General features: G+C 70.6%; 15 protein-coding genes. All 15 read left to right on the forward strand.

From position 1 onward, the window contains the following. The first annotated feature begins 192 nt into the window (after nt 1–192). Entirely contained in the window at nt 193–987 is a 795-nt protein-coding gene (locus tag AB0M80_RS39740; protein ID WP_364575259.1) for an SDR family oxidoreductase, read from the forward strand. A 211-nt stretch (nt 988–1,198) separates the two neighbouring features. Further along, nucleotides 1,199–2,122 carry a serine hydrolase gene (locus tag AB0M80_RS39745; protein WP_364575261.1) on the forward strand — a complete coding sequence of 308 codons (924 nt, stop codon included), beginning with the start codon at nt 1,199–1,201 and terminating at the stop codon, nt 2,120–2,122. Beyond that, on the forward strand, nt 2,119–3,084 hold the full coding sequence (locus AB0M80_RS39750; protein ID WP_364575263.1) for an endonuclease/exonuclease/phosphatase family protein: 966 nt from the start codon (nt 2,119–2,121) through the stop codon (nt 3,082–3,084). Before AB0M80_RS39745 ends, AB0M80_RS39750 begins: the two co-directional genes overlap by 4 nt. A 335-nt stretch (nt 3,085–3,419) precedes the next feature. Next, nucleotides 3,420–4,463 (forward strand): LacI family DNA-binding transcriptional regulator, encoded by a 1,044-nt coding sequence (locus tag AB0M80_RS39755; RefSeq protein ID WP_364575265.1) that lies wholly within the window; start codon nt 3,420–3,422, stop codon nt 4,461–4,463. A gap of 147 nt (nt 4,464–4,610) precedes the next feature. Next, the gene (locus AB0M80_RS39760) at nt 4,611–5,591 is read left to right on the forward strand and encodes an ABC transporter substrate-binding protein (RefSeq protein WP_364575267.1); all 981 of its coding nucleotides are present in this window, start codon (nt 4,611–4,613) and stop codon (nt 5,589–5,591) included. 52 nt (nt 5,592–5,643) lie between these two features. Beyond that, complete coding sequence (locus AB0M80_RS39765) at nt 5,644–7,146, forward strand: sugar ABC transporter ATP-binding protein (protein WP_364575348.1); 1,503 nt, start codon at nt 5,644–5,646, stop codon at nt 7,144–7,146. After that, nucleotides 7,143–8,198 carry an ABC transporter permease gene (locus tag AB0M80_RS39770; protein ID WP_364575269.1) on the forward strand — a complete coding sequence of 352 codons (1,056 nt, stop codon included), beginning with the start codon at nt 7,143–7,145 and terminating at the stop codon, nt 8,196–8,198. Before AB0M80_RS39765 ends, AB0M80_RS39770 begins: the two co-directional genes overlap by 4 nt. Continuing rightward, complete coding sequence (gene yjfF, locus AB0M80_RS39775; protein ID WP_364575271.1) at nt 8,195–9,178, forward strand: galactofuranose ABC transporter, permease protein YjfF; 984 nt, start codon at nt 8,195–8,197, stop codon at nt 9,176–9,178. Before AB0M80_RS39770 ends, yjfF begins: the two co-directional genes overlap by 4 nt. Before the next feature lie 79 nt (nt 9,179–9,257). Beyond that, nucleotides 9,258–13,082: a LamG-like jellyroll fold domain-containing protein gene (locus AB0M80_RS39780; protein WP_364575273.1), complete on the forward strand. Its 3,825-nt coding sequence runs from the start codon at nt 9,258–9,260 to the stop codon at nt 13,080–13,082. A 70-nt stretch (nt 13,083–13,152) separates the two neighbouring features. Next, nucleotides 13,153–14,814 (forward strand): ribulokinase, encoded by a 1,662-nt coding sequence (gene araB, locus AB0M80_RS39785; RefSeq protein ID WP_364575274.1) that lies wholly within the window; start codon nt 13,153–13,155, stop codon nt 14,812–14,814. Continuing rightward, nucleotides 14,814–15,491, forward strand: coding sequence for an L-ribulose-5-phosphate 4-epimerase (locus AB0M80_RS39790; protein ID WP_364575276.1), 678 nt, complete (start codon nt 14,814–14,816; stop codon nt 15,489–15,491). The genes araB and AB0M80_RS39790 overlap by 1 nt, the downstream gene beginning before the upstream one ends. A 17-nt stretch (nt 15,492–15,508) precedes the next feature. Continuing rightward, nucleotides 15,509–17,008: an L-arabinose isomerase gene (gene araA, locus AB0M80_RS39795; protein WP_364575278.1), complete on the forward strand. Its 1,500-nt coding sequence runs from the start codon at nt 15,509–15,511 to the stop codon at nt 17,006–17,008. 52 nt (nt 17,009–17,060) lie between these two features. Then, on the forward strand, nt 17,061–18,167 hold the full coding sequence (gene chvE, locus AB0M80_RS39800) for a multiple monosaccharide ABC transporter substrate-binding protein (protein WP_364575280.1): 1,107 nt from the start codon (nt 17,061–17,063) through the stop codon (nt 18,165–18,167). After that, nucleotides 18,164–19,684 (forward strand): multiple monosaccharide ABC transporter ATP-binding protein, encoded by a 1,521-nt coding sequence (mmsA, locus tag AB0M80_RS39805; protein WP_364575281.1) that lies wholly within the window; start codon nt 18,164–18,166, stop codon nt 19,682–19,684. The genes chvE and mmsA overlap by 4 nt, the downstream gene beginning before the upstream one ends. Beyond that, the gene (gene mmsB / locus AB0M80_RS39810) at nt 19,681–20,901 is read left to right on the forward strand and encodes a multiple monosaccharide ABC transporter permease (protein ID WP_364575283.1); all 1,221 of its coding nucleotides are present in this window, start codon (nt 19,681–19,683) and stop codon (nt 20,899–20,901) included. The genes mmsA and mmsB overlap by 4 nt, the downstream gene beginning before the upstream one ends. Nucleotides 20,902–20,943 lie beyond the last annotated feature (42 nt).

Below are 20,943 nucleotides of genomic sequence, written 5' to 3' on the forward strand. Positions count from 1 at the left end.
GCACGGCTGCTGCCGGACCGGCGCGGTGGTCGCGGCGGCGGTCGGCAGGAGCGGGGTGCGGTGCGTGGTCATGCGCCGATCGTGGCGCCGGCGTGCGGGGGAGGGCAACCGGATTTTCCAGCCGGTGGGCTCCGGCGAGCTGTGCTTGAATCGCCCGGGAGGGAGGCACGTGAGCGAGAGAGGGCTTTCACGATGCGGGTCGACCTGAGCGGGAAGACGGCACTGGTCACCGGATCCACCCAGGGCATCGGCGCGGCGATCGCGGCGGGCCTCGCGGCGGCGGGGGCGCGGGTCGCGATCAACGGCCGGAGCGAGACCGGCGTCCACAAGGCGATCGCGCGGCTGCGCGAGGACGTGCCGGACGCGGACTTCCTGCCGACCCCGGGCGACGTGTCCGAGGAGGCCGGCGCGGCCCAGGTGGTCGAGGAGGTGCCGGACACCGACATCCTGGTCAACAACCTCGGCATCTTCGGCGCCCGGGAGCCGATGGACATCACCGACGCCGACTGGCGCCACTACTTCGAAGTCAACGTCCTGGCCGCGGTCCGGCTCACCCGCGCCTACCTGCCCGGCATGACCGACCGCGGCTGGGGCCGGATCCAGTACATCGCCAGCGATTCCGCGATCGTCATCCCGGCCGAAATGATCCATTATGGAGTGACGAAGACCGCGTTGCTCGGGGTGTCCCGCGGGTTCGCCAAGCACGCGGCCGGAACCGGCGTCACGGTCAACGCGGTGATCGCCGGGCCGACGCACACCGGCGGCGTCGAGGACTTCGTCTACGAACTCGTCGACAAGGACCTGCCGTGGGACGAGGCCCAGCGCGAATTCATGAAGAAGCACCGCCCGCAATCGTTGCTGCAGCGGCTGATCGAGCCGGAGGAGATCGCGCACCTGGTGGTGTACCTGAGTTCGCCGTTCGCTTCGGCGACCACCGGCGCGGCGGTGCGGGTGGACGGCGGGTACGTCGACGCGATCGTGCCGTGAGGTTCCGGGGCCGGGCGCGCCCGTCGCCGTAGCCCGGCTGCACCAGGCCGGTGGAAGTGATCGTGGAGTTCTTCAGCACGCACCTTTCGGGACGCAATCGGGACATTTCTGGTTCAGACCTGTCGAACAACCCCGACGGGCCGGCGATCTTCTCCCCGCAGAGTGACCGGTGTGCGCTTCGCCGAGCGCACCCCGCACTCGGAGGAGACCGATGGCCCGTATCCGCATCCCGCCCGTCGCCGCGGGGCTGGCCGCCGCGGGGGCGGTGGCGCTCGCCGCCGCCTGCTGGGTGGTCTTCCCGCCCGAGACCGCCGGGCGGGCGCTCGCCGCCCGGCCGGACGTCGACCTTTCGCTGCCGTGGCCGGCCGAGGGGCAGGCCAGCGCCGAGGTGCAGAACCTGGGCTCGCTCGGCAGCCGCGGTGCGCAGCGGCCGGTGCCGATCGCCAGCGTCACGAAGGTCATGACCGCCTACGTGGTGCTGAAGGACCACCCGCTCGGCCCGGACGAGGCCGGCCCCGAGATCACCGTCGACGAGCAGGCCGAGGCCGAGTCGACGTCGGCCGAAGAATCGAGCGCGCCGGTCCGCGCGGGGCGCCGGCTCAGCGAGCGGGACCTGCTGGCCCTGATGCTCGTCCCGTCCGGCAACAACGTCGCCCGCCTGCTCGCCCGCTGGGACGCGGGCAGCCAGGAAGCCTTCGTCGCGAAGATGAACCGCCAGGCCGCGGCGCTGGGCATGACCAGCACCACCTACACCGGTGCCAGCGGGGTCGAGGACTCGACCACCAGCACCGCCGCCGACCAGCTGCGGCTGGCCCGCGAAGCGATGAAGAACCCCGTGATCCGCGCGATCGCCGCCACCCCGAGCCTGCGCATCGACGGCGTGCCGGGCCCGGTCGTCAACACGAACACCCTCCTCGGCCGCGACGGCGTCATCGGGCTGAAGACCGGCTCGTCGACCGCCGCCGGGGGCGCCCTGATGTGGGCCGCGCGAGCGAACGACGGCGCCCTCATCCTCGGCGTCGTCCTCCACCAGAACGCGGGCGGGACGCCGGCGGCCGGGCTGCGGGCCGCGCTCGAGAACAGCCAGAAGCTCATCGCCGCGATCCGGCGGGAACTGCCGGCGGCCACCCGATGACCGCGACCACCGAGCCGGCGCCGTCCGTGCCGGATCGCCGGGCCGGGACGTGGCGCCGCGGCCGCGTCATCGCCGTCTTCGCCGTCCTGACGGCGGTGCTGCTGCTCGCGCACCCGCTGGTGCCCAACTGGGCGGGCAACGCCGGCAGCCTGCTGGAGACGTTCCTGCCCTGGACCGGCCTGCTGGTCGTGCCGCTGCTGGTCGCGGCGCTGGTCCGGCGTTCGGCGCTCGCCCTCGTCTCGCTCCTGCTGCCGACACTGGTCTGGGGTGGGTTCTTCGGCGGCCGGCTCGTCGACCAGCGGGAACAGGGCGGGGACCTCACGATCGTTTCGCACAACGTGAACGACGAGAACGCGGACCCGGCGGGCACCGCCCGCGCCCTGGCCGACGTGGGCGCCCAGGTGATCGCGCTCGAAGAGCTGAAGAAGTCCGAAGTGCCGAAGTACGAGGACGCCCTCGCCGCGGGCTACCCCCACCACTCCGTGCAGGGGACCGTCGGCGTCTGGAGCACCTTCCCGCTCCGCGACACGCAGCCGGTGGCGATCATGCCGTGGACCCGCGCGCTGCGGACCACTGTGGACACTCCGAAGGGGCCGGTGGCGGTGTTCGTGGCGCACCTGCCGTCGGTGCGGGTACGCCTCGACGCGGGGTTCACCGCGAACGGCCGCGACGGCGCGGTCGGCCTGCTCGCCGACGCCCTCGCCGCGGAATCCGCGCCGCGGACCGTGCTCGTCGGCGATTTCAACGGCACCGCCGACGACCGCGCGCTCGCGCCGATCACCGCCCGGCTGCGTGCCGCGCAGGACGAAGCCGGCGACGGCTTCGGCTTCAGCTGGCCCGCCGCGCTGCCCCTGGCCCGGATCGACCAGATCTTCGTCTCCGGCGTGCGGCCGGTGGCGGCCTGGACGCTGCCCGCGACCGGCAGCGATCACCTGCCCGTCGCCGCCACGGTGGCGTTCTGAGCCGTACCCGGACGGCGATCTCGCGTACCTGGGCGGACGACACGGCAGCGGCCGCCCGGGTACGCCGTGTCGTCCATCCGGGGACGCGTGTCGTCCGGTGCCGGACGTCGAACATGCACTTGAACACCGGGCGGTGCTGACGGGCGGTGAATTTCAAACGACGCTCCGCGCAGGTCGGGCCGTCGAATTCGTCGTCGGGGCGGTCGGTGGGCCTCGTGATTGGACCGTTACGCGGCCCGGGGTTGACCCCGCAGGTGTTATCGCTAACACTAACTCCTCGTCGTCACCGGAACAGGTGACGCAGACCATGTCGGAGCGGACGGAAGGGGACGCCGGTGGCCGAACGACCCCGCTCCGGCGGACCCGTGAAGGCGACCGCGGCCGGGACGCGGCAGCCGAGCCTGACCGACGTCGCGGGCGTGGCCGGCGTGTCCCACATGACCGTGTCCCGGGTGATCAACGGGACCGGCCCGGTGCGCCCCGAGACCCGTGCCCGGGTGCTCGCGGCGATCGAAGAACTGGGCTACCGGCCCAACTCGGCGGCCCGCGCGCTGGTCACCGGGCGGACCGGCACGCTCGGCGTCGTCGCGCTCGAGTCCAATCTGTACGGTCCGGCCAGCACGCTGTACGGCATCGAGAACGCCGCCCGGGAAGCCGGGTACGCGATCACGATCTCCAGCGTCAGCCGGCCGGGCCGGTCGTCGATCGCCGACGCGGTGGAGAACCTGCGCCGCCAGGCGGTCGAAGGCGTCATCGTCATCGCCCCGCACGTCAGCGCGGGCCGGGCCCTGGAAGCCGCGCCCGCGGACTTCCCGGTCGTCGCGGTCGGCGGCGGGGAGACGGCACCGGTGCCGGTCATCTCCGTCGACCAGCGCGACGGGGCCCGCCGCGCCACCGAACACCTCCTGGCGCTGGGCCACCGCACGGTGTGGCACATCGCCGGGCCGGAGGACTGGCTGGAGGCCCGCGACCGCGAGCTCGGCTGGCGGGAAACCCTGGAACGCCACGGCGTCGGGGTCCCGCAGGTGATCCGCGGCGACTGGAGTTCGCGCTCCGGCTACGAGGCGGGGCGATCCCTCGCCAAGGAACCGGACCTGGACGCCGTGTTCGCCGGCAACGACCAGATGGCGCTGGGGCTGCTGCGCGCGTTCGCCGAAGCGGGCATCTCGGTGCCGCGGGATGTGCGCGTGGCGGGCTTCGACGACGTCCCCGAGGCGGCGTACTTCACGCCGCCGCTCACCACGGTGCGCCAGGACTTCATCGAAGTCGGACGGCGTACGTTCGGCCTGCTGGCCGGGCGGATGGACGGAGGCGACCGGCACGCGCGCGCCCTGGTCGTCCCCGAGTTGATCGTGCGCGAAAGCACCGGACCGCGGTAGCGCGGCGGGCCGGTGCGGACCCGGTGGTCCCCGAGGATTTGTTAGCGCTAACACGCAAGCAGGTATTTGTCACACCGAGTTTTGCCAGACCCAGTTCCACCGAGTTTCCCCACCCAGGTTTTCCCACAGATCATCGTCGATCGAGGAGTGAACGTGCTGAAGAAGCGATGGGCCGCCGCGGCGGCCGCGGCGGCCGGACTCGTGCTGCTCACCGCCTGCGGGAGCGGCGGTTCGTCCGGTAGTCCGGGCGGAGCGGTCACGCTCGGCTTCGCCCAGGTGGGCGCCGAGAGCGGCTGGCGGACGGCGAACACCAAGTCGATCCAGGAATCGGCGAAGACCGCCGGGGTCGAACTGAAGTTCTCCGACGCGCAGCAGAAGCAGGAGAACCAGATCTCCGCGATCCGCTCGTACATCCAGCAGAAGGTCAAGGTCATCGCCTTCTCGCCGGTGGTCGAGTCCGGCTGGGACACCGTGCTCAAGGAGGCCAAGACGGCCAACATCCCGGTCATCCTCACCGACCGGGCGATCGACTCCCCGGACAAGTCCCTCTACAAGACCTTCCTCGGCTCCGACTTCGTCGCCGAGGGCAAGAAGGCGGGGGAGTGGCTGACCAAGGAGTACGGGAGCGCCACCGGCCAGGTGAACATCGTCGAGCTGCAGGGCACCACGGGCTCGGCACCGGCGAACGACCGCAAGAAGGGCTTCGGCGACGTCATCGCGGCGGACCCGAAGTACAAGATCGTCGCCTCGCAGACCGGTGAGTTCACCCGCGCCAAGGGCAAGGAGGTCATGGAGGCCTTCCTGAAGGCCCAGCCCAAGATCGACGTCCTCTACGCCCACAACGACGACATGGCCCTCGGCGCCATCGAGGCCATCGAAGCCGCGGGCAAGGTCCCGGGCAAGGACATCAAGATCGTCTCGGTGGACGCCGTGAAGGACGGGATGCAGGCGCTGGCCGACGGCAAGATCAACCACATCGTCGAGTGCAACCCGCTGCTCGGCCCGCAGCTGATGGACCTGGTGAAGAAGGTCGCCGCCGGCGAGCAGGTGCCCGCCCGCATCGAGACCCAGGAAACCGAGTTCGACCAGGCGTCGGCCAAGGCCGCACTGCCGCAGCGTCAGTACTGAGCCAGTTCCCCGCGTCCACCCCGGAGCACACCAAATGCCTGAACCGCAACCCATGGTGCGGATGAGCGGTATCCGCAAGGAGTTCCCCGGCGTCCTCGCCCTCGACGGGGTCGACTTCCGGATGTTCCCCGGCGAAGTCCACGCCCTGATGGGCGAGAACGGCGCCGGCAAGTCCACTCTCATCAAGGTGCTCACCGGGGTGTACGGGGTGGACGCGGGCACGATCGAGCTGAACGGCGACGCCGTCGCCTTCAGCGGGCCCGGCGAGGCCCAGCAGGCCGGCATCAGCACGGTCTACCAGGAAGTCAACCTCTGCCCGAACCTGTCCGTGGCGGAGAACGTCTGCCTCGGCCGGGAACCCCGCCGCTTCGGCCGCATCCAGTGGGCCCCGATGCGGCGGCGGGCCGAGGAGCTGCTGGCCCGGCTGGACGTCCACGTGGACGTTTCGGCCGAGCTCAGCACCTGCTCGATCGCGGTGCAGCAGCTCGTCGCCATCGCCCGCGCGCTGGACGTCGACGCGCGGGTGCTGGTGCTCGACGAGCCGACGTCCAGTTTGGACGCCGGTGAGGTCGAGCAGCTGCTGAAGGTCGTGCGGTCCCTGCGCGAAGGCGGCATGGCGATCCTGTTCGTCTCCCACTTCATCGACCAGGTCTTCGCGATCGCCGACCGGATGACCGTGCTGCGCAACGGAAAGCTGATCGGCGAGTACCGCACCGCGGACATCACGCCGGTCGATCTGGTCACCAAGATGATCGGCAAGGAGCTCCAGGTCCTCGAGGACCTGGAGGACTCCGGGCCGAGCCGGGCCGAGGTCGCCGGCGCGCCGGTGCTGCTGGCCGCCGAGGACCTCGGCCGCAAGGGCGGCGTCGAGCCGTTCAGCCTCGCCATCCACGAGGGCGAGGTCGTCGGGCTGGCCGGTCTGCTCGGCTCCGGGCGCACCGAGCTCGCCCGGCTGCTGTTCGGCGCCGACCACGCCGACAGCGGAACCGTGCAGGTCGACGGCCGCGCGACCACGCTGCGCACCCCGCGGGCCGGGCTCGACCACCGGATCGCGTTCCTCTCGGAAAACCGCAAGGCCGAAGGGCTCGTCGAAGAGCTCACCGTGCGGGAGAACATCGTGCTCGCGCTCCAGGCCTCCCGGGGCTGGGCGCGGCCGCTTTCGCGCCGCCGGCAGGACGAAATCGCGGAAAAGTACGTCAAGGCCCTCGACATCCGCCCCGCGAACCCCGAAGCGCTGGTGGGCAACCTGTCGGGCGGCAACCAGCAGAAGGTGCTGCTGGCCCGCTGGCTGATCACCGAACCGCGGCTGCTGATCCTCGACGAGCCCACGCGCGGCATCGACATCGGCGCCAAGACGGAGATCCAGCGGCTGGTCACCCAGCTCTCGGGCGAGGGGATGGCCGTCGTGTACATCTCCGCCGAGCTGGAAGAGGTCCTGCGGCTGAGCCACCGCGTCGTGGTGCTGCGCGACCGGAAGGTCGTGGCGGTCCGGGAAAACCAGGGGCTCACGGCGGACGACATCATGGCCACGATGGCCGAGGGGGTGCAGGCATGACGGCTTTGACGAACTTGACGAAACAGCGGCTCTTCTGGCCCGTGGTGGCGTTGCTGGTGCTGCTGCTGGGCGACCTGATCGCGAGCCCGTCGTTCTTCAAGATTGAGGTGCGCGACGGCCACCTCTACGGGAACCTCGTCGACATCCTGAAGAACGGCGCCCCGCTGATCCTCATCGCGATCGGCATGACGCTCGTCATCGCCACCCGCGGCATCGACCTGTCGGTGGGCTCGGTCGTGGCGATCAGCGGCGCGCTCGCGTGCCTGTGGATCAGCGACAACCCCGACGGCGTGGGCTCCACGCTCATCGCGGTCGGCCTGGCGCTCGGCCTCTCGCTGCTGCTGGGGGTGTGGAACGGCTGGCTCGTCGCGGCACTGGGCATCCAGCCGATCATCGCCACGCTGATCCTGATGGTCGCCGGCCGGGGGATCGCGCAGCTGATCACCGACGGGCAGATCATCACCGTCAACTCCCACTCCTTCGAGTGGATCGGCAGCGGGTTCCTGTTCACGCTGCCCGGCGCCATCCTCATCGCCCTGGCGGTGTTCGTGCTGGCGTCGGTGCTCGTCCGCCGGTCCGCGCTCGGGCTGCTCGTCGAGGCCGTCGGCGGCAACCCGGAGGCCAGCCGGCTGGCCGGCCTCCGCTCGGCGCGGCTGACCTGGCTCGTGTACGTCTTCTGCGCCCTGTGCGCGGGCATCGCCGGCCTGATGATCAGCGCGAACGTGCACAGCGCCGACGGCAACCACGCCGGGCTGTTCATCGAACTCGACGCGATCCTCGCCGTCGTCGTCGGCGGCACCCAGCTGACCGGCGGCCGGTTCTCCCTCGGCGGCTCGGTGATCGGCGCGCTGCTCATCCAGACGCTCACCACCACCGTCTACGCCCTCGGCATCCCGCCCGAGGCGATCATGCTGTTCAAGGCCGTGGTCGTGCTCGCGGTGTGCCTCCTGCAGTCGCCCGCGTTCCGCCGGAAGCTCCTGCGCCGCCGGACGCCCCAGCCGGGGCACCCGGCACCCACGTCCGCTCCGGAGAAGGTGGAGGTCACGGCATGACCACGCTCGCGCGCGTCCGCGGTTACCGGCCGCAGCAGCGGCACCTGCCGATCCTGGCGACGATGGCGCTGCTCATCGGGGCGTACATCTTCGGGGCCTCGAGCTACGAGGCGTTCGGGTCCGGGCAGGTCGTGCTCGACCTGTTCATCAACAACGCCTTCCTGCTCGTGGTCGCCGTCGGCATGACGTTCGTGATCCTCACCGGCGGCATCGACCTGTCCGTCGGGTCGGTGGTGGCGCTGTCCACGGTGATCTCCGGCGACCTGCTGCAGAAGCACGGCTGGCCGGCGTACGCGGCGATCGCCGTGGTGCTGGTGGTCGGCGCGCTGCTGGGCGCCGGGATGGGCGCGCTGATCCACTTCTTCGAGATCCAGCCGTTCATCGCGACGCTGATCGGGATGTTCTTCGCCCGTGGGCTCTGCTACACGATCAGCACCGAGGCGTACTCGATCGACAACGCGACGATCGCGACCCTCGCGCAGACGCAGCTCCCGCTCGGCGGCGAGCTGCACATTTCGATCAGCGTGGTCGTCGCGCTGGTGGTCGTCGCCGTGGCCGCGTACGTCCTGTACTTCACCCGGTTCGGGCGCACCGTCTACTCGATCGGGGGCAACGCGCAGTCCGCGATGCTGATGGGACTCAAGACCGGCCGCACGAAGATCGCGGTGTACACGATCAGCGGGTTCTGCTCGGCGCTCGGCGGGCTCCTGCTGGTCCTCTACAAGTCCTCGGGCGACCCGCTCAACGGCGTCGGCCTGGAGCTGACCGCGATCGCCGCGGTCGTCATCGGCGGCACCATCCTCACCGGCGGCTCCGGGTACGTGCTCGGGACCGTCCTCGGGATCATGGTGCTGGGCATCATCCAGACGCTGATCACCTTCGACGGCACCCTCAACTCCTGGTGGACCTCGATCATCACCGGGGCCCTCCTGTTCGTCTTCATCGTCCTGCAACGCCTCGTCACCCGCCGAACCCGTTAGCGCGAAAGCGGCACTTCCCCGTGGAAGTGCCGCTTTCGCTCCCGCCAGACTTGTGAGCGCTCACACTCAAGGGAGAGTCATGCTCCGCAGACTGCGGCGGCCGCTGGCCGTGTTGGCGGCCTTGGCCCTGTGCTCCGGCGTCCCGGTCGCGGTGGCGCCGGCCGCCTCGGCCGACGCCGACCCGGCACTGGCCGGGCACTGGACGTTCGACGACGGCAGCGGGACGACCGCCGCCGACACCGCGGGCAGCCACCCGGCGACGCTGACCGGCGGCGCGGGCTGGGGCCCGGGCCTGCGGGGCGGTGCGCTGACCACCGACGGCGCGGGCGGGTTCGCCGACGCCGGCGCGCCCGTGCTCGACACCACCAAGAGCTTCACGGTGAGCAGCTGGGTCAAGCTCGACAAGACGTCCGGCTACCAGACGTTCGTCAGCGTCGACGGCACCCAGGTGAGCAATTTCTTCCTGCAGTTCCGCGACGACTCCCGCCGCTTCGCCTTCACCCGCCTCGCCGGGGACGCCCCGACCGACGGCGTGGTCGCGTCGGCGAACTTCGACCCCGTCGCCGGCCAGTGGTACCAGCTGACCGGCGTGTTCGACGCCACCGCGTCGACCCTGTCGCTCTACGTCGACGGCACCCGCCAGGCCACCGTCGCGGCGCCCACGGCCTGGGCCGGCGCCGGCCACCTGGTGATCGGCCGCGGCAAGTACGGCGGCAACCCGGTGGACTTCGTCGACGGCACGATCGACGACGTCCGCGCCTACACCGGCGCCCTGACCGCCGCCGGCGCCGCCCGCCTGGCCATCGCCGGGCACTGGGGTCTCGACGAGGGCACCGGCACCACCACGGCGGACGACTCCCTCGACGGGCGCACCGCCACCCTGACCGGCGGTGCCGCCTGGGGCGACGGCGTCGTCGGTCCGTACGGCGTCGCCCTGAACGGCACCGACGCCGCGGTCGACGTCCCGGCCCCGGTCGTCGACACCGCGCAGAGCTTCTCGGTGTCCGCGTGGGTCAAGCCGGCCGCGGACACCGGGTTCCGGACCGCGGTGAGCATCGACGGCGCCACGATCAGCGGCTTCTACCTCCAGCGCGCCGCGGACGGCCGCTTCGCCTTCACCCGCCGCGCGAGCGACGGAGAGGCGGCTGCGACATCGGCGGTGTCGACACTGCCCGCGCAGGCCGGCCAGTGGCAGCACGTCGTCGGCGTGTACAACCGCGCGGCGGGCACGCTTTCGCTGTACGTCAACGGAACACTGCAGCAGAGCGTCCCGTTCACCACGCCGTGGACCGCGGGCGGGCACCTGGTCATCGGGCGCGGCAAGTGGGCGGGCACCCCGGCCGACTGGTTCGCCGGCGGCGTCGACGACGTCCGCGCCTACCCGACGCCGCTGACCGGGCCCGCCGTCGCCGCGCTGGCCGCGAGCGGCTCGTGGCACTTCGACGAGGGCGCCGGGACAGTGGCCCGCGACGCCTCGGCCAACGCCGCCGACGGCACGCTCCGCGGTGCCACCTGGACCGCGGGGGCGGCCGGCCAGGCCGTCCAGCTCGACGGCAAGTCCACTGTGGACATGGGTACCTCGCCCGCGTTCGACACCGGCACCGGCTCGCTGTCGCTGGCCGGGTGGTTCCGCACCACCGCGTCGGGCACCCTGGTGGACCACGGGGACGGCTACGCCCTCGGCGTGACCGGCGGCAAGCTGACCGCCCGGGTGGGCCCGATCCAGGTGACCACCACCGGCGGCGGGCTCGCCGACGGCGCCTGGCACCACGCCGCCCTCGTCCTCGACCGCGCCACGCAGCGGCTCACCGTCTACGCCGACGGTGACGCGTCCGCGGTCACCGGCACCTGCGGCACGCCCACCGGCACGGCCCTCGACGTCTCCGCCTGCCCGGCCTCGGGCACCGCGGCGGCGCCGTTCACCGTCGGCTCCGGCTTCACCGGCGCCGTCGACGAGGTCGAGCTGCGCCGCTTCCCGCTGACCGCCGCGCAGATCGGCACCCTCGCCGGGGCCAACCAGCTCGCCGTCGACGCCAACGTCGTGCGCGCCAACACCCGGCCGACCACCTACGGCTCGATCCTCGAAGACATCAGCCACTCGATCGAAGGCGGGCTCTACGCCGAACTCGTCCGCAACCGCACCTTCAAGGAGAGCTACCAGGGTGGCAGCGGCGCGGGCGACACCCCGGTGCCGTACTGGTCGCTGCTGACCTCGGCGGGCGCCACCGGCACCTACGCGATCGACACCGCGAACCCGCTGAACACCGCGCTCGACCGGTCGCTCAAGCTGCACGCCGACGCGGTCCCGCCCGCCGGCCGGGTGGCCGCCGCGAACGTCGGCTTCTACGGCGTCGCCGCCAAGCCGTCGACCAAGTACACCGGCAGCTTCTTCGCCAAGGGAACGTGGACCGGCGGCGTCCGGGTCAGCCTGGAGAAGCCGGACGGCACGGTATTGGCGAGCAAGGACGTGCAGCCGGTCGGCGCGGCGTGGGCGCAGCAGGCGTTCAGCTTCACCACGCCGTCGACGATCACCGCGTCCACCGACAACCGGATCGTCGTCTCGCTGCTCAACAAGGGGAAGAAGGCGCTGAGCGGGGACGCCTGGTTCCAGCAGGTGTCGTTGTTCCCGCCGACCTTCAAGAACCGGCCCAACGGCGTCCGCGCCGACCTCGGGCAGAAGCTCGCGGCGATGAAGCTCGGCCTGTTCCGCGTCCCGGGCGGCAACTACCTCGAAGGCAACACCCTCGACACGCGCTTCGCGTGGAAGAACACCATCGGCCCCCTGGAACAGCGGCCCGGCCACCAGAACACCGCGTGGGGCTACTGGTCCACCGACGGCTTCGGCATCCTCGACCACCTCAAGCTCGCCGAGGACATCGGTGCCCAGCCGCTGCTCGCGCTGTTCGCCGGCTACACCCTCAACGGCCAGCACGTCGACCAGGCCGACTACCCGGCCTACGTCCAGGAAGCCCTCGACGAGATCGAGTACGCCATCGGCGACGCCTCGACGACGTGGGGCGCCAAGCGGATCGCCGACGGGCACCCGGCGCCGTTCGACCTGCACTACGTCGAGGTCGGCAACGAGGACTGGTTCGACGGCTCGGGCAGCTACGCCTGGCGCTTCACCGACATGTACCAGGCCATCAAGGCGAAGTACCCGCAGCTGACCGTCATCGCCACCACCGGCGGCCTGCAGGGCGGGGCCGCGTCGAGCACCTCCACCGGGGTGCGCCCGGACGCCGCGGACGACCACTACTACCAGTCGCCGCAGTGGTTCACCGACAACTCGACCCGCTACGACACCGCCGACCGCAGTGGCCCGGACATCCTCGTCGGCGAGTACGGCGCCCAGGACGGCCGGCCCACCGGCACGCTGGCCGCCGCCATCGGCGAGGCCGCGTTCCTCACCGGGCTCGAACGCAACAGCGACGTCGTCATCGGCTCGATGTACGCGCCGGTGCTGGTGCACGAGAACCAGTCCAACTGGCCGGTCAACCTGATCGGCCTCGACGCCGGGAGCAGCTACGGCTCGCCGTCGTACTGGGTGCAGCAGATGTTCTCCAGCACGCTGGGCAAGCAGATCGTGACCAGCCGCCTCAACCAGGGCAGCCCCCTGCGGCAGGTGGTCAACGTGACCACGAAGAGCGGAAGGAAGACCTTCACGGTCAAACTCGTCAACCCGACCGGGCAGGTGCAGACCGCACGGCTGGCGCTCACCGGCGTCACCGCCGTCGACGGCACCGGGACCCTCACCACGCTCACCGGCGACCCGGCGGGGCGCAACAGCCTCGCCGCGCCGGCTGCCATCGTGCCGCAGACCAGGGAGATCACCGGTCTCGCCGCGACGTCGAAGCTGACGTTGCCGGCCAACTCGGTGACCGTCCTGGTGCTCACCGGCCGCTAGAACCCCGGGACGCGGCGCGCAGACCGCCGCCCGCGCCGCGTCCCGGTCACCAATCAGGAGGGAGGACACCGTGGGAGAACCACTCACCGTCGGCGTCGACTTCGGCACGCTGTCGGGCCGCGCAGTGGTCGTGCGGGTCCGTGACGGAGCCGAACTCGGCTCCGGCGTCTTCGAGTACCCGCACGGGGTGCTCGACGAGACGCTGCCCGCCACGGGCCGCGCGCTGCCGCCGGAATGGGCGTTGCAGGTGCCCGCGGACTACGTCGGAGTGCTCCGCAACGCCGTACCGGCGGCGCTGCGGGACGCCGGCGTGGACGCGGGCGACGTCATCGGCATCGCCACCGACTTCACCGCGTGCACGATGGTGCCGACGACCGCGGACGGGACGCCGCTGTGCGAACTGCCCGAGTTCGAGGCCGAGCCGCACGCGTACGTGAAGCTCTGGAAGCACCACTCGGCCCAGCCGCAGGCCGTGCGGATCAACGAGCTGGCCCGCACCCGTGGCGAGAAGTGGCTCCCGCGCTACGGCGGGCTCATCTCGTCGGAATGGGAGTTCGCGAAGGCTCTCGAGGTCTTCGAAGAGGCGCCTGGGGTCTACGCCGCGATGCGGCACTGGGTGGAGGCGGCCGACTGGATCGTCTGGCAGCTCACCGGGTCCTACGTCCGCAACGCCTGCACGGCCGGCTACAAGGGCATCCTGCAGGACGGCCAGTACCCGAGCCGCGACTTCCTCCGCGAGCTCGCCCCCGGCTTCGAGTCCTTCGTGGCCGACAAGCTCGAACACCCGCTGGGCCAGCTGGGTGCCCGCGCCGGTTCGTTGTCCGCCGAGGCCGCCGCGTGGACCGGGCTGCCCGAGGGCATCGCGGTCGCCGTCGGCAACGTCGACGCGCACGTCACCGCCCCCGCAGCCCAGGCCGTCGAGCCCGGGCAGATGGTGGCGATCATGGGCACCTCGACCTGCCACGTGATGAACGGCGCCGAACTGCGCGAGGTCCCCGGCATGTGCGGCGTCGTCGAAGGCGGGATCGTGCCGGGGCTGTGGGGGTACGAGGCCGGCCAGAGCGGCGTCGGCGACATCTTCGGCTGGTTCGTCGAGCACGGTGTCCCCGCGTCCTACGCGAGCCCGGCCGGGGTGCACGAGCACCTGACCCGGCTCGCCGCGCAGCAGGAGATCGGCGAACACGGCCTGATCGCCCTCGACTGGCACAGCGGCAACCGGTCGGTGCTGGTCGACCACGAGCTGTCCGGGGTGATCGTCGGGCAGACGCTCGCCACCCGCGCCCAGGACGTCTACCGCGCGCTGCTGGAGGCGACCGCGTTCGGCACCCGGAAGATCATCGAGACGTTCAACGCGGCCGGGGTCCCGGTCACCGAGCTGATCATCGCCGGCGGCCTGATGAAGAACGCCCTGCTCATGCAGATCTACGCCGACGTCACCAACCTGCCGCTGTCGGTGATCGGCTCGGCCCAGGGGCCCGCGCTCGGGTCGGCCATCCACGCGGCCGTCGCCGCCGGGGCCTACCCGGACGTCCGCGTGGCCGCGGCGGCCATGGGTTCGGTCGATCGCGCGGTGTACCAGCCGGTGCCCGCCCACGTCGCCGCCTACGACGAGCTGTACGCCGAGTACACCGAGCTGCACGACTACTTCGGCCGTGGCGGCAACGATGTCATGCACCGCATGGCGGCCCGCCGCCGCGCCATCTCGCAAGGCGTCGCGAAAGGACGGTCCTGATGTCGCTGACCGGTGAAGTGCTCGACACCGTCGCCGAACTGCGGGAGACCGTGGCGAAGCTGCACGGCGAACTGACCCGCAACGAGCTGGTCATCTGGACCGCGGGCAACGTCTCGGCGCGGGTCCCGGGCCGGGACCTGCTGGTCATCAAGCCCTCGGGGGTGTCCTACGACAACCTGTCCGCGGACACCATGGTCGTCACCGACCTGCACGGCGAACTCGTCGAAGGCGACCTCGCGCCGTCGTCCGACACCGCCGCGCACGCCTACGTCTACCGGCACCTGCCGGAGATCGGCGGCGTCGTGCACACCCACTCGACCTACGCCACGGCGTGGGCGGCCCGTGGCGAGCCGATCCCGTGCGTGCTGACGATGATCGCCGACGAATTCGGCGGGGAGATCCCGATCGGGCCGTTCGCCCTGATCGGCGACGACTCCATCGGCCGCGGCATCGTCGAAACGCTTCGCTCGAGCCGGTCGCCCGCGGTGCTGATGCGCAACCACGGCCCGTTCACCGTCGGCCGCACCGCGCGTGACGCGGTCAAGGCCGCGGTGATGGTCGAAGACGTGGCCCGCACCGTGCACAAGGCCTTCGAGCTCGGCACGCCCGAACCCCTGCCGCCCGAGGACGTCGACCGGCTCTACGCCCGGTACCAGAACGTCTACGGCCAGCACTGATCTTTCCAAGGAGAACGATGACTTCGGCATCGAAACCCCAGCTCTGGTTCCTCACCGGCAGCCAGGCCCTCTACGGCGAGGAGACCCTCGAGCAGGTCGCCGGCCAGTCGCTGCGCATCCAGCAGCTCCTGGCCTCTTCCGGCGGGCTCCCGGCCGAGATCGTCGGCAAGCCGGTGCTGACCGAGGCCGCTTCGATCCGCCGGGTGCTGCAGGAGGCCAACGCCGACGCCGCGTGCGTCGGCGTGATCGCGTGGATGCACACCTTCTCGCCCGCGAAGATGTGGATCACCGGGCTGGACGCGCTGCGCAAGCCGCTGCTGCACCTGCACACGCAGCTCAACGAGGCGCTCCCGTGGTCCACGATCGACATGGACTTCATGAACCTCAACCAGGCCGCGCACGGCGACCGGGAGTTCGGGTACATCCAGACCCGGCTCGGCGTGCCGCGCAAGACCGTGGCCGGGCACGTGTCCGACCCGGCCGTGGTCGCGCGGATCGACGCGTGGGCGCGGGCGGCGATCGGCGCCGACCACCTGCGGAACCTGCGGCTGGCCCGGTTCGGGGACAACATGCGCGACGTCGCGGTCACCGAAGGCGACAAGGTCGAGGCCGAGCTGCGGTTCGGCGTCTCGGTCAACACCTACGGCGTCAACGACCTGGTCGACCTGGTTGAAGAAGTCTCCAACGTGGACTCGCTCATCGAGCAGTACACCGCGGACTACGACCTGGTCCCGGAGCTGGCGGCCGGGGGAGCGCGGCACGAGTCGCTGCGCTACGCGGCCCGGATCGAAGCCGGGATGCGGAAGTTCCTCACCGACGGCGGGTTCGGCGCGTTCACCACGAACTTCGAGGACCTCGGCGGGCTGCGGCAGCTGCCCGGCCTCGCGGTGCAGCGGCTGATGGCCGACGGCTACGGCTTCGGCGGCGAGGGCGACTGGAAGACCTCGGCGCTGCTCGCCGCGGTCAAGGCGATGGGCACCGGGCTCGGCCCCGGCACCTCGTTCATGGAGGACTACACCTACCACTTCGGGCCGGGCACGCCGAAGATCCTCGGCGCCCACATGCTGGAGGTCTGCCCCAGCATCGCCGCGGCGAAGCCGTCCTGCGAGATCCACGCGCTGGGCATCGGCGGCCGCGAGGACCCGGTCCGGCTGGTGTTCGACGCCGCGCCCGGGCCCGGCGTCGTCCTCGGCCTGGTCGACCTCGGCGACCGGTTCCGGCTGGTGGCCAACGAGATCGAGGTCGTCGCGCCGGACGAGCCGCTGCCCAACCTGCCGGTCGCGCGGGCGGTCTGGGAGCCGGCGCCGTCGCTGGCGACGTCCGCGGAGTCGTGGATCACCGCGGGCGGCCCGCACCACACCGTGCTCACCCAGGCCGTGGGCACGGAGACCCTCCGCGACTTCGCTAATCTGCTCGGCGTCGAACTGCTGGTCATCGACCAGGACACGACCCCGCACGGCTTCGCCGACCGCATCCGCTGGAACCAGGCCTACTACCGGCTCGCTCAGGGTTTCTGACCGGCCGCTTCCACGTGAAAGTGGCGGGTCACCGAGAAAGGAAAAAGGAACAATGAAGTTCAGCAGAACAATCGCGGGGATCGCCGCCGCGGGCCTCGTGCTCACGCTCAGCGCGTGCGGCTCGAGCCAGAAGACCGGGGACCAGGCGGCCGCTTCGTCCGGTGCCAGTGCCGCGGGCAGCCTCGTCGGCGTCACGATGCCGACGAAGTCGTCGGAGCGGTGGATCCACGACGGCGACAACATCAAGTCGGCGCTGGAGAAGCTCGGCTACAAGGTCGACCTGCAGTACGCCGAGAACGACATCCCCACCCAGGTGAACCAGATCGAGAACCAGATCACCAAGGGCGCCAAGCTCCTGGTCATCGCCTCGATCGACGGCACCGCCATCACCACCCAGCTGCAGGAAGCCGCGGACAAGAAGATCCCGGTCATCGCCTACGACCGGCTGATCCGCAATTCACCGAACGTCGACTACTACGCCACCTTCGACAACTTCAAGGTCGGCGTCGAGCAGGCGAACTCCCTGGTCAAGGGCCTTGGTGACGGTGCCGGTCCGTTCAACATCGAGCTGTTCGCCGGTTCGCCGGACGACAACAACGCCACCTTCTTCTTCAACGGCGCGATGTCGGTGCTCAAGCCGCTGATCGACAGCGGCAAGCTGGTCGTCAAGAGCGGGCAGACCGACTTCGCCCGCGCGGCCATCCTGCGCTGGGACCCGGCCACCGCGCAGCGGCGCATGGAGGACCTGCTCACCAAGACCTACACCGGTGGTGCCAAGGTCCAGGGCGTGCTCTCGCCGTACGACGGCCTGTCGATCGGCATCCTCTCGGCCCTGAAGAGCAACGGCTACGGCACCGCCGGCCAGCCGTACGCGATCGTCACCGGGCAGGACGCCGAGGTCGCCTCGGTCAAGTCGATCATCGCCGGTGAGCAGTTCTCGACGGTCTTCAAGGACACCCGCATCCTCGCCGACACCACGGTGAAGATGGCCGACGCGGTGCTCAAGGGCGGCAAGCCCGAGGTCAACAACACCAAGGACTACGACAACGGCAAGAAGGTCGTCCCGTCCTTCCTGCTGCAGCCGGTGACCGTGGACAAGACGAACTACCAGAAGGAACTGGTCGACTCCGGCTACTACACGGCAGGTCAGCTGAAATGACCGAACTGCTCGGCATGCGCGGGATCACCAAGACCTTCCCCGGGGTCAAGGCGCTGTCGGACGTCACGCTTTCCGTGCGCCGCGGGGAAATCCACGCGATCTGCGGGGAGAACGGCGCCGGGAAGTCCACCCTGATGAAGGTGCTCTCGGGCGTCTACCCCCACGGGTCGTACGACGGCGAGATCACCTTCGACGGGCAGCGGTGCGAGTTCGGGTCGGTGCGCGACAGCGAACGGCGCGGGATCGTGATCATCCACCAGGAGCTCGCGCTGTGCGGTCAGTTGTCGATCGCGGAGAACATCTTCCTCGGCAACGAACGCGAAAAGCGCGGCTGGATCGACTGGAACCGCACCAACCACGAGGCCGGCGCGCTCCTGCGGCGCGTCGGCCTCGCCGAAAACCCGGTCACCCAGGTCCAGAACCTGGGCGTCGGCAAGCAGCAGCTGGTCGAGATCGCCAAGGCCCTGTCCAAGGAGGTCCGGCTGCTGATCCTCGACGAGCCCACCGCGGCGCTCAACGACGAGGACTCGGCCCACCTGCTGGAGCTGCTGCGCGGGCTGCGTGACGAGGGCGTCACGTGCGTGATCATCTCGCACAAGCTGGGCGAGGTGACCGCGATCGCCGACACCGTCACCATCCTGCGTGACGGCCGGACGATCGAGACGCTCGACGCGGCCGGGCTGACGGAAGAGCGCATCATCACCGGCATGGTCGGGCGCGACCTCGAGCACCGGTTCCCGCCCCGGGAACCGGAAATCGGCGAAGAGGTCCTGCGGATCGAGGACTGGACCGTGCACAGCCCCACCCAGGCCGGCCGGGTCGTCGTCGACGGCGCCTCGCTCACGCTGCGGCGCGGGGAGATCGTCGGCCTGGCCGGGCTGATGGGCGCAGGCCGCACCGAGCTCGCGATGAGCGTGTTCGGCCGGTCCTACGGCAAGGACATCTCCGGCCGGATCCTGAAGCACGGGAAGGAAATCGAGGTCCGGTCGGTGCAGGACGCCGTCCGGCACGGCATCGCCTACGCCACCGAGGACCGGAAGCGCTACGGCCTCAACCTCATCGAGGACATCCAGCGCAACGTGTCCGCGGCCGGGCTGGGCAAGCTGGCCAAGCGCGGCTGGGTCAACGAGCACGCCGAGCACGACACCGCCAACTCCTACCGCCGGGACCTGCGGATCAAGGCGCCGAGCGTGAACAGCGTGACCGGGAAGCTCTCCGGCGGCAACCAGCAGAAGGTCGTGCTGGCCAAGTGGATCTTCACCGACCCGGACGTGCTGATCCTCGACGAGCCGACGCGCGGCATCGACGTCGGCGCGAAGTTCGAGATCTACACGATCATCAACGAGCTGGCCGCGCAGGGGAAGGCCGTGCTGGTCATCTCCTCCGAGCTGCCGGAGCTGCTCGGGCTCTGCGACCGGATCTACGCCCTTTCGGCGGGGCGGATCACCGGTGAGGCCAAGCGCGAAGACGCCACCCAGGAACTGCTGATGCAGTACATGACGAAGGAACGGGAATGACCACGACCGAAGCGCGGCCCGCCGTGCCCCCGGTTGAGCGCTCCAAGCGGAGGATCTCGATCAACCCGCGCCAGAGCGGCATCTACGTCGCGTTCGCGCTGATCGTGGTGCTGTTCGAGGTGCTCACCGGTGGTGCGCTGCTGGAGCCGCAGAACATCTCCAACATCATCGTGCAGAACTCGTACGTGCTGATCCTCGCGATCGGGATGATCCTGGTGATCATCTCCGGGCACATCGACCTGTCCGCCGGATCGGTCGTCGCGATGACCGGCGCGGTGTCGGCGGTGCTGATGGTGAACTGGCACCTGCCGTGGTTCTGGGCGGTGCTGGTCACCCTCGTCGTCGGCGCGGTGATCGGCGCGTGGCAGGGCTACTGGGTCGCCTACTTCGGCATCCCGGCGTTCATCGTCACCCTGGCCGGCATGCTCGCGTTCCGGGCCCTGACCCTGACGGTCCTCGGCAACCAGGGCATCGGCCCGTTCCCGGACACCATCCGCACGCTGTCGAACGGCTTCACCGACGGCTACCTCGGCAACATCGGTCTCGGCCCGCTCGGCGGCGCCGACCTGGTCAGCCTGCTGGCCGGCGTGGCGGCCGTCGCCGGGATCGCGTTCACCCAGTGGCGGAAGCGCTCGGCGCGCGTGGGCTACGGCCAGGACGTCGACCCGTTCGGCGTCTTCGTGCTCAAGATCGCCGGGATCGCGGTGCTGGTGCTCGCGCTGGTCGTGCAGCTGGCGCGGTTCAAGAACCTGCCGTGGGTGCTCATCCTGCTGACGGTGCTGGTGATCGGCTACTCGCTGGTGGCCGGGAAGTCGGTGTTCGGCAGGCACATCTACGCCGTCGGCGGCAACCTGCAGGCCGCGACCCTCTCCGGGGTCAAGGTCAAGTCGGTGACGTTCTGGATCTTCGTCAACATGGGCGTGCTGGCCGCGCTGGCGGGCATCATCTTTGCCGGCCGGCTCAACCAGGCGGGCCCGACGGCCGGCGTCAACTTCGAACTCGACGCGATCGCGGCGGCGTTCATCGGCGGCGCGGCCGTCCAGGGCGGCGTCGGCAAGGTCGTCGGCGCGATCACCGGTGGCCTGATCATGGCCGTGATCAACAACGGCATGTCCCTGATCGGCGCGCCGAGCGAGCGGGTGATGCTGGTCAAGGGCGTCGTGCTGCTGGCCGCGGTGGCCTACGACATTTGGACGAAACGCCGCGCGGCTTCCTGAGCCGGGCGCGTTTCGCAAGGGGGCCTTTCCCGGGTGGGGAAG

The sequence above is a fragment of the Amycolatopsis sp. NPDC051045 genome (genome assembly GCF_040682955.1).
Lineage (GTDB): Bacteria > Actinomycetota > Actinomycetes > Mycobacteriales > Pseudonocardiaceae > Amycolatopsis.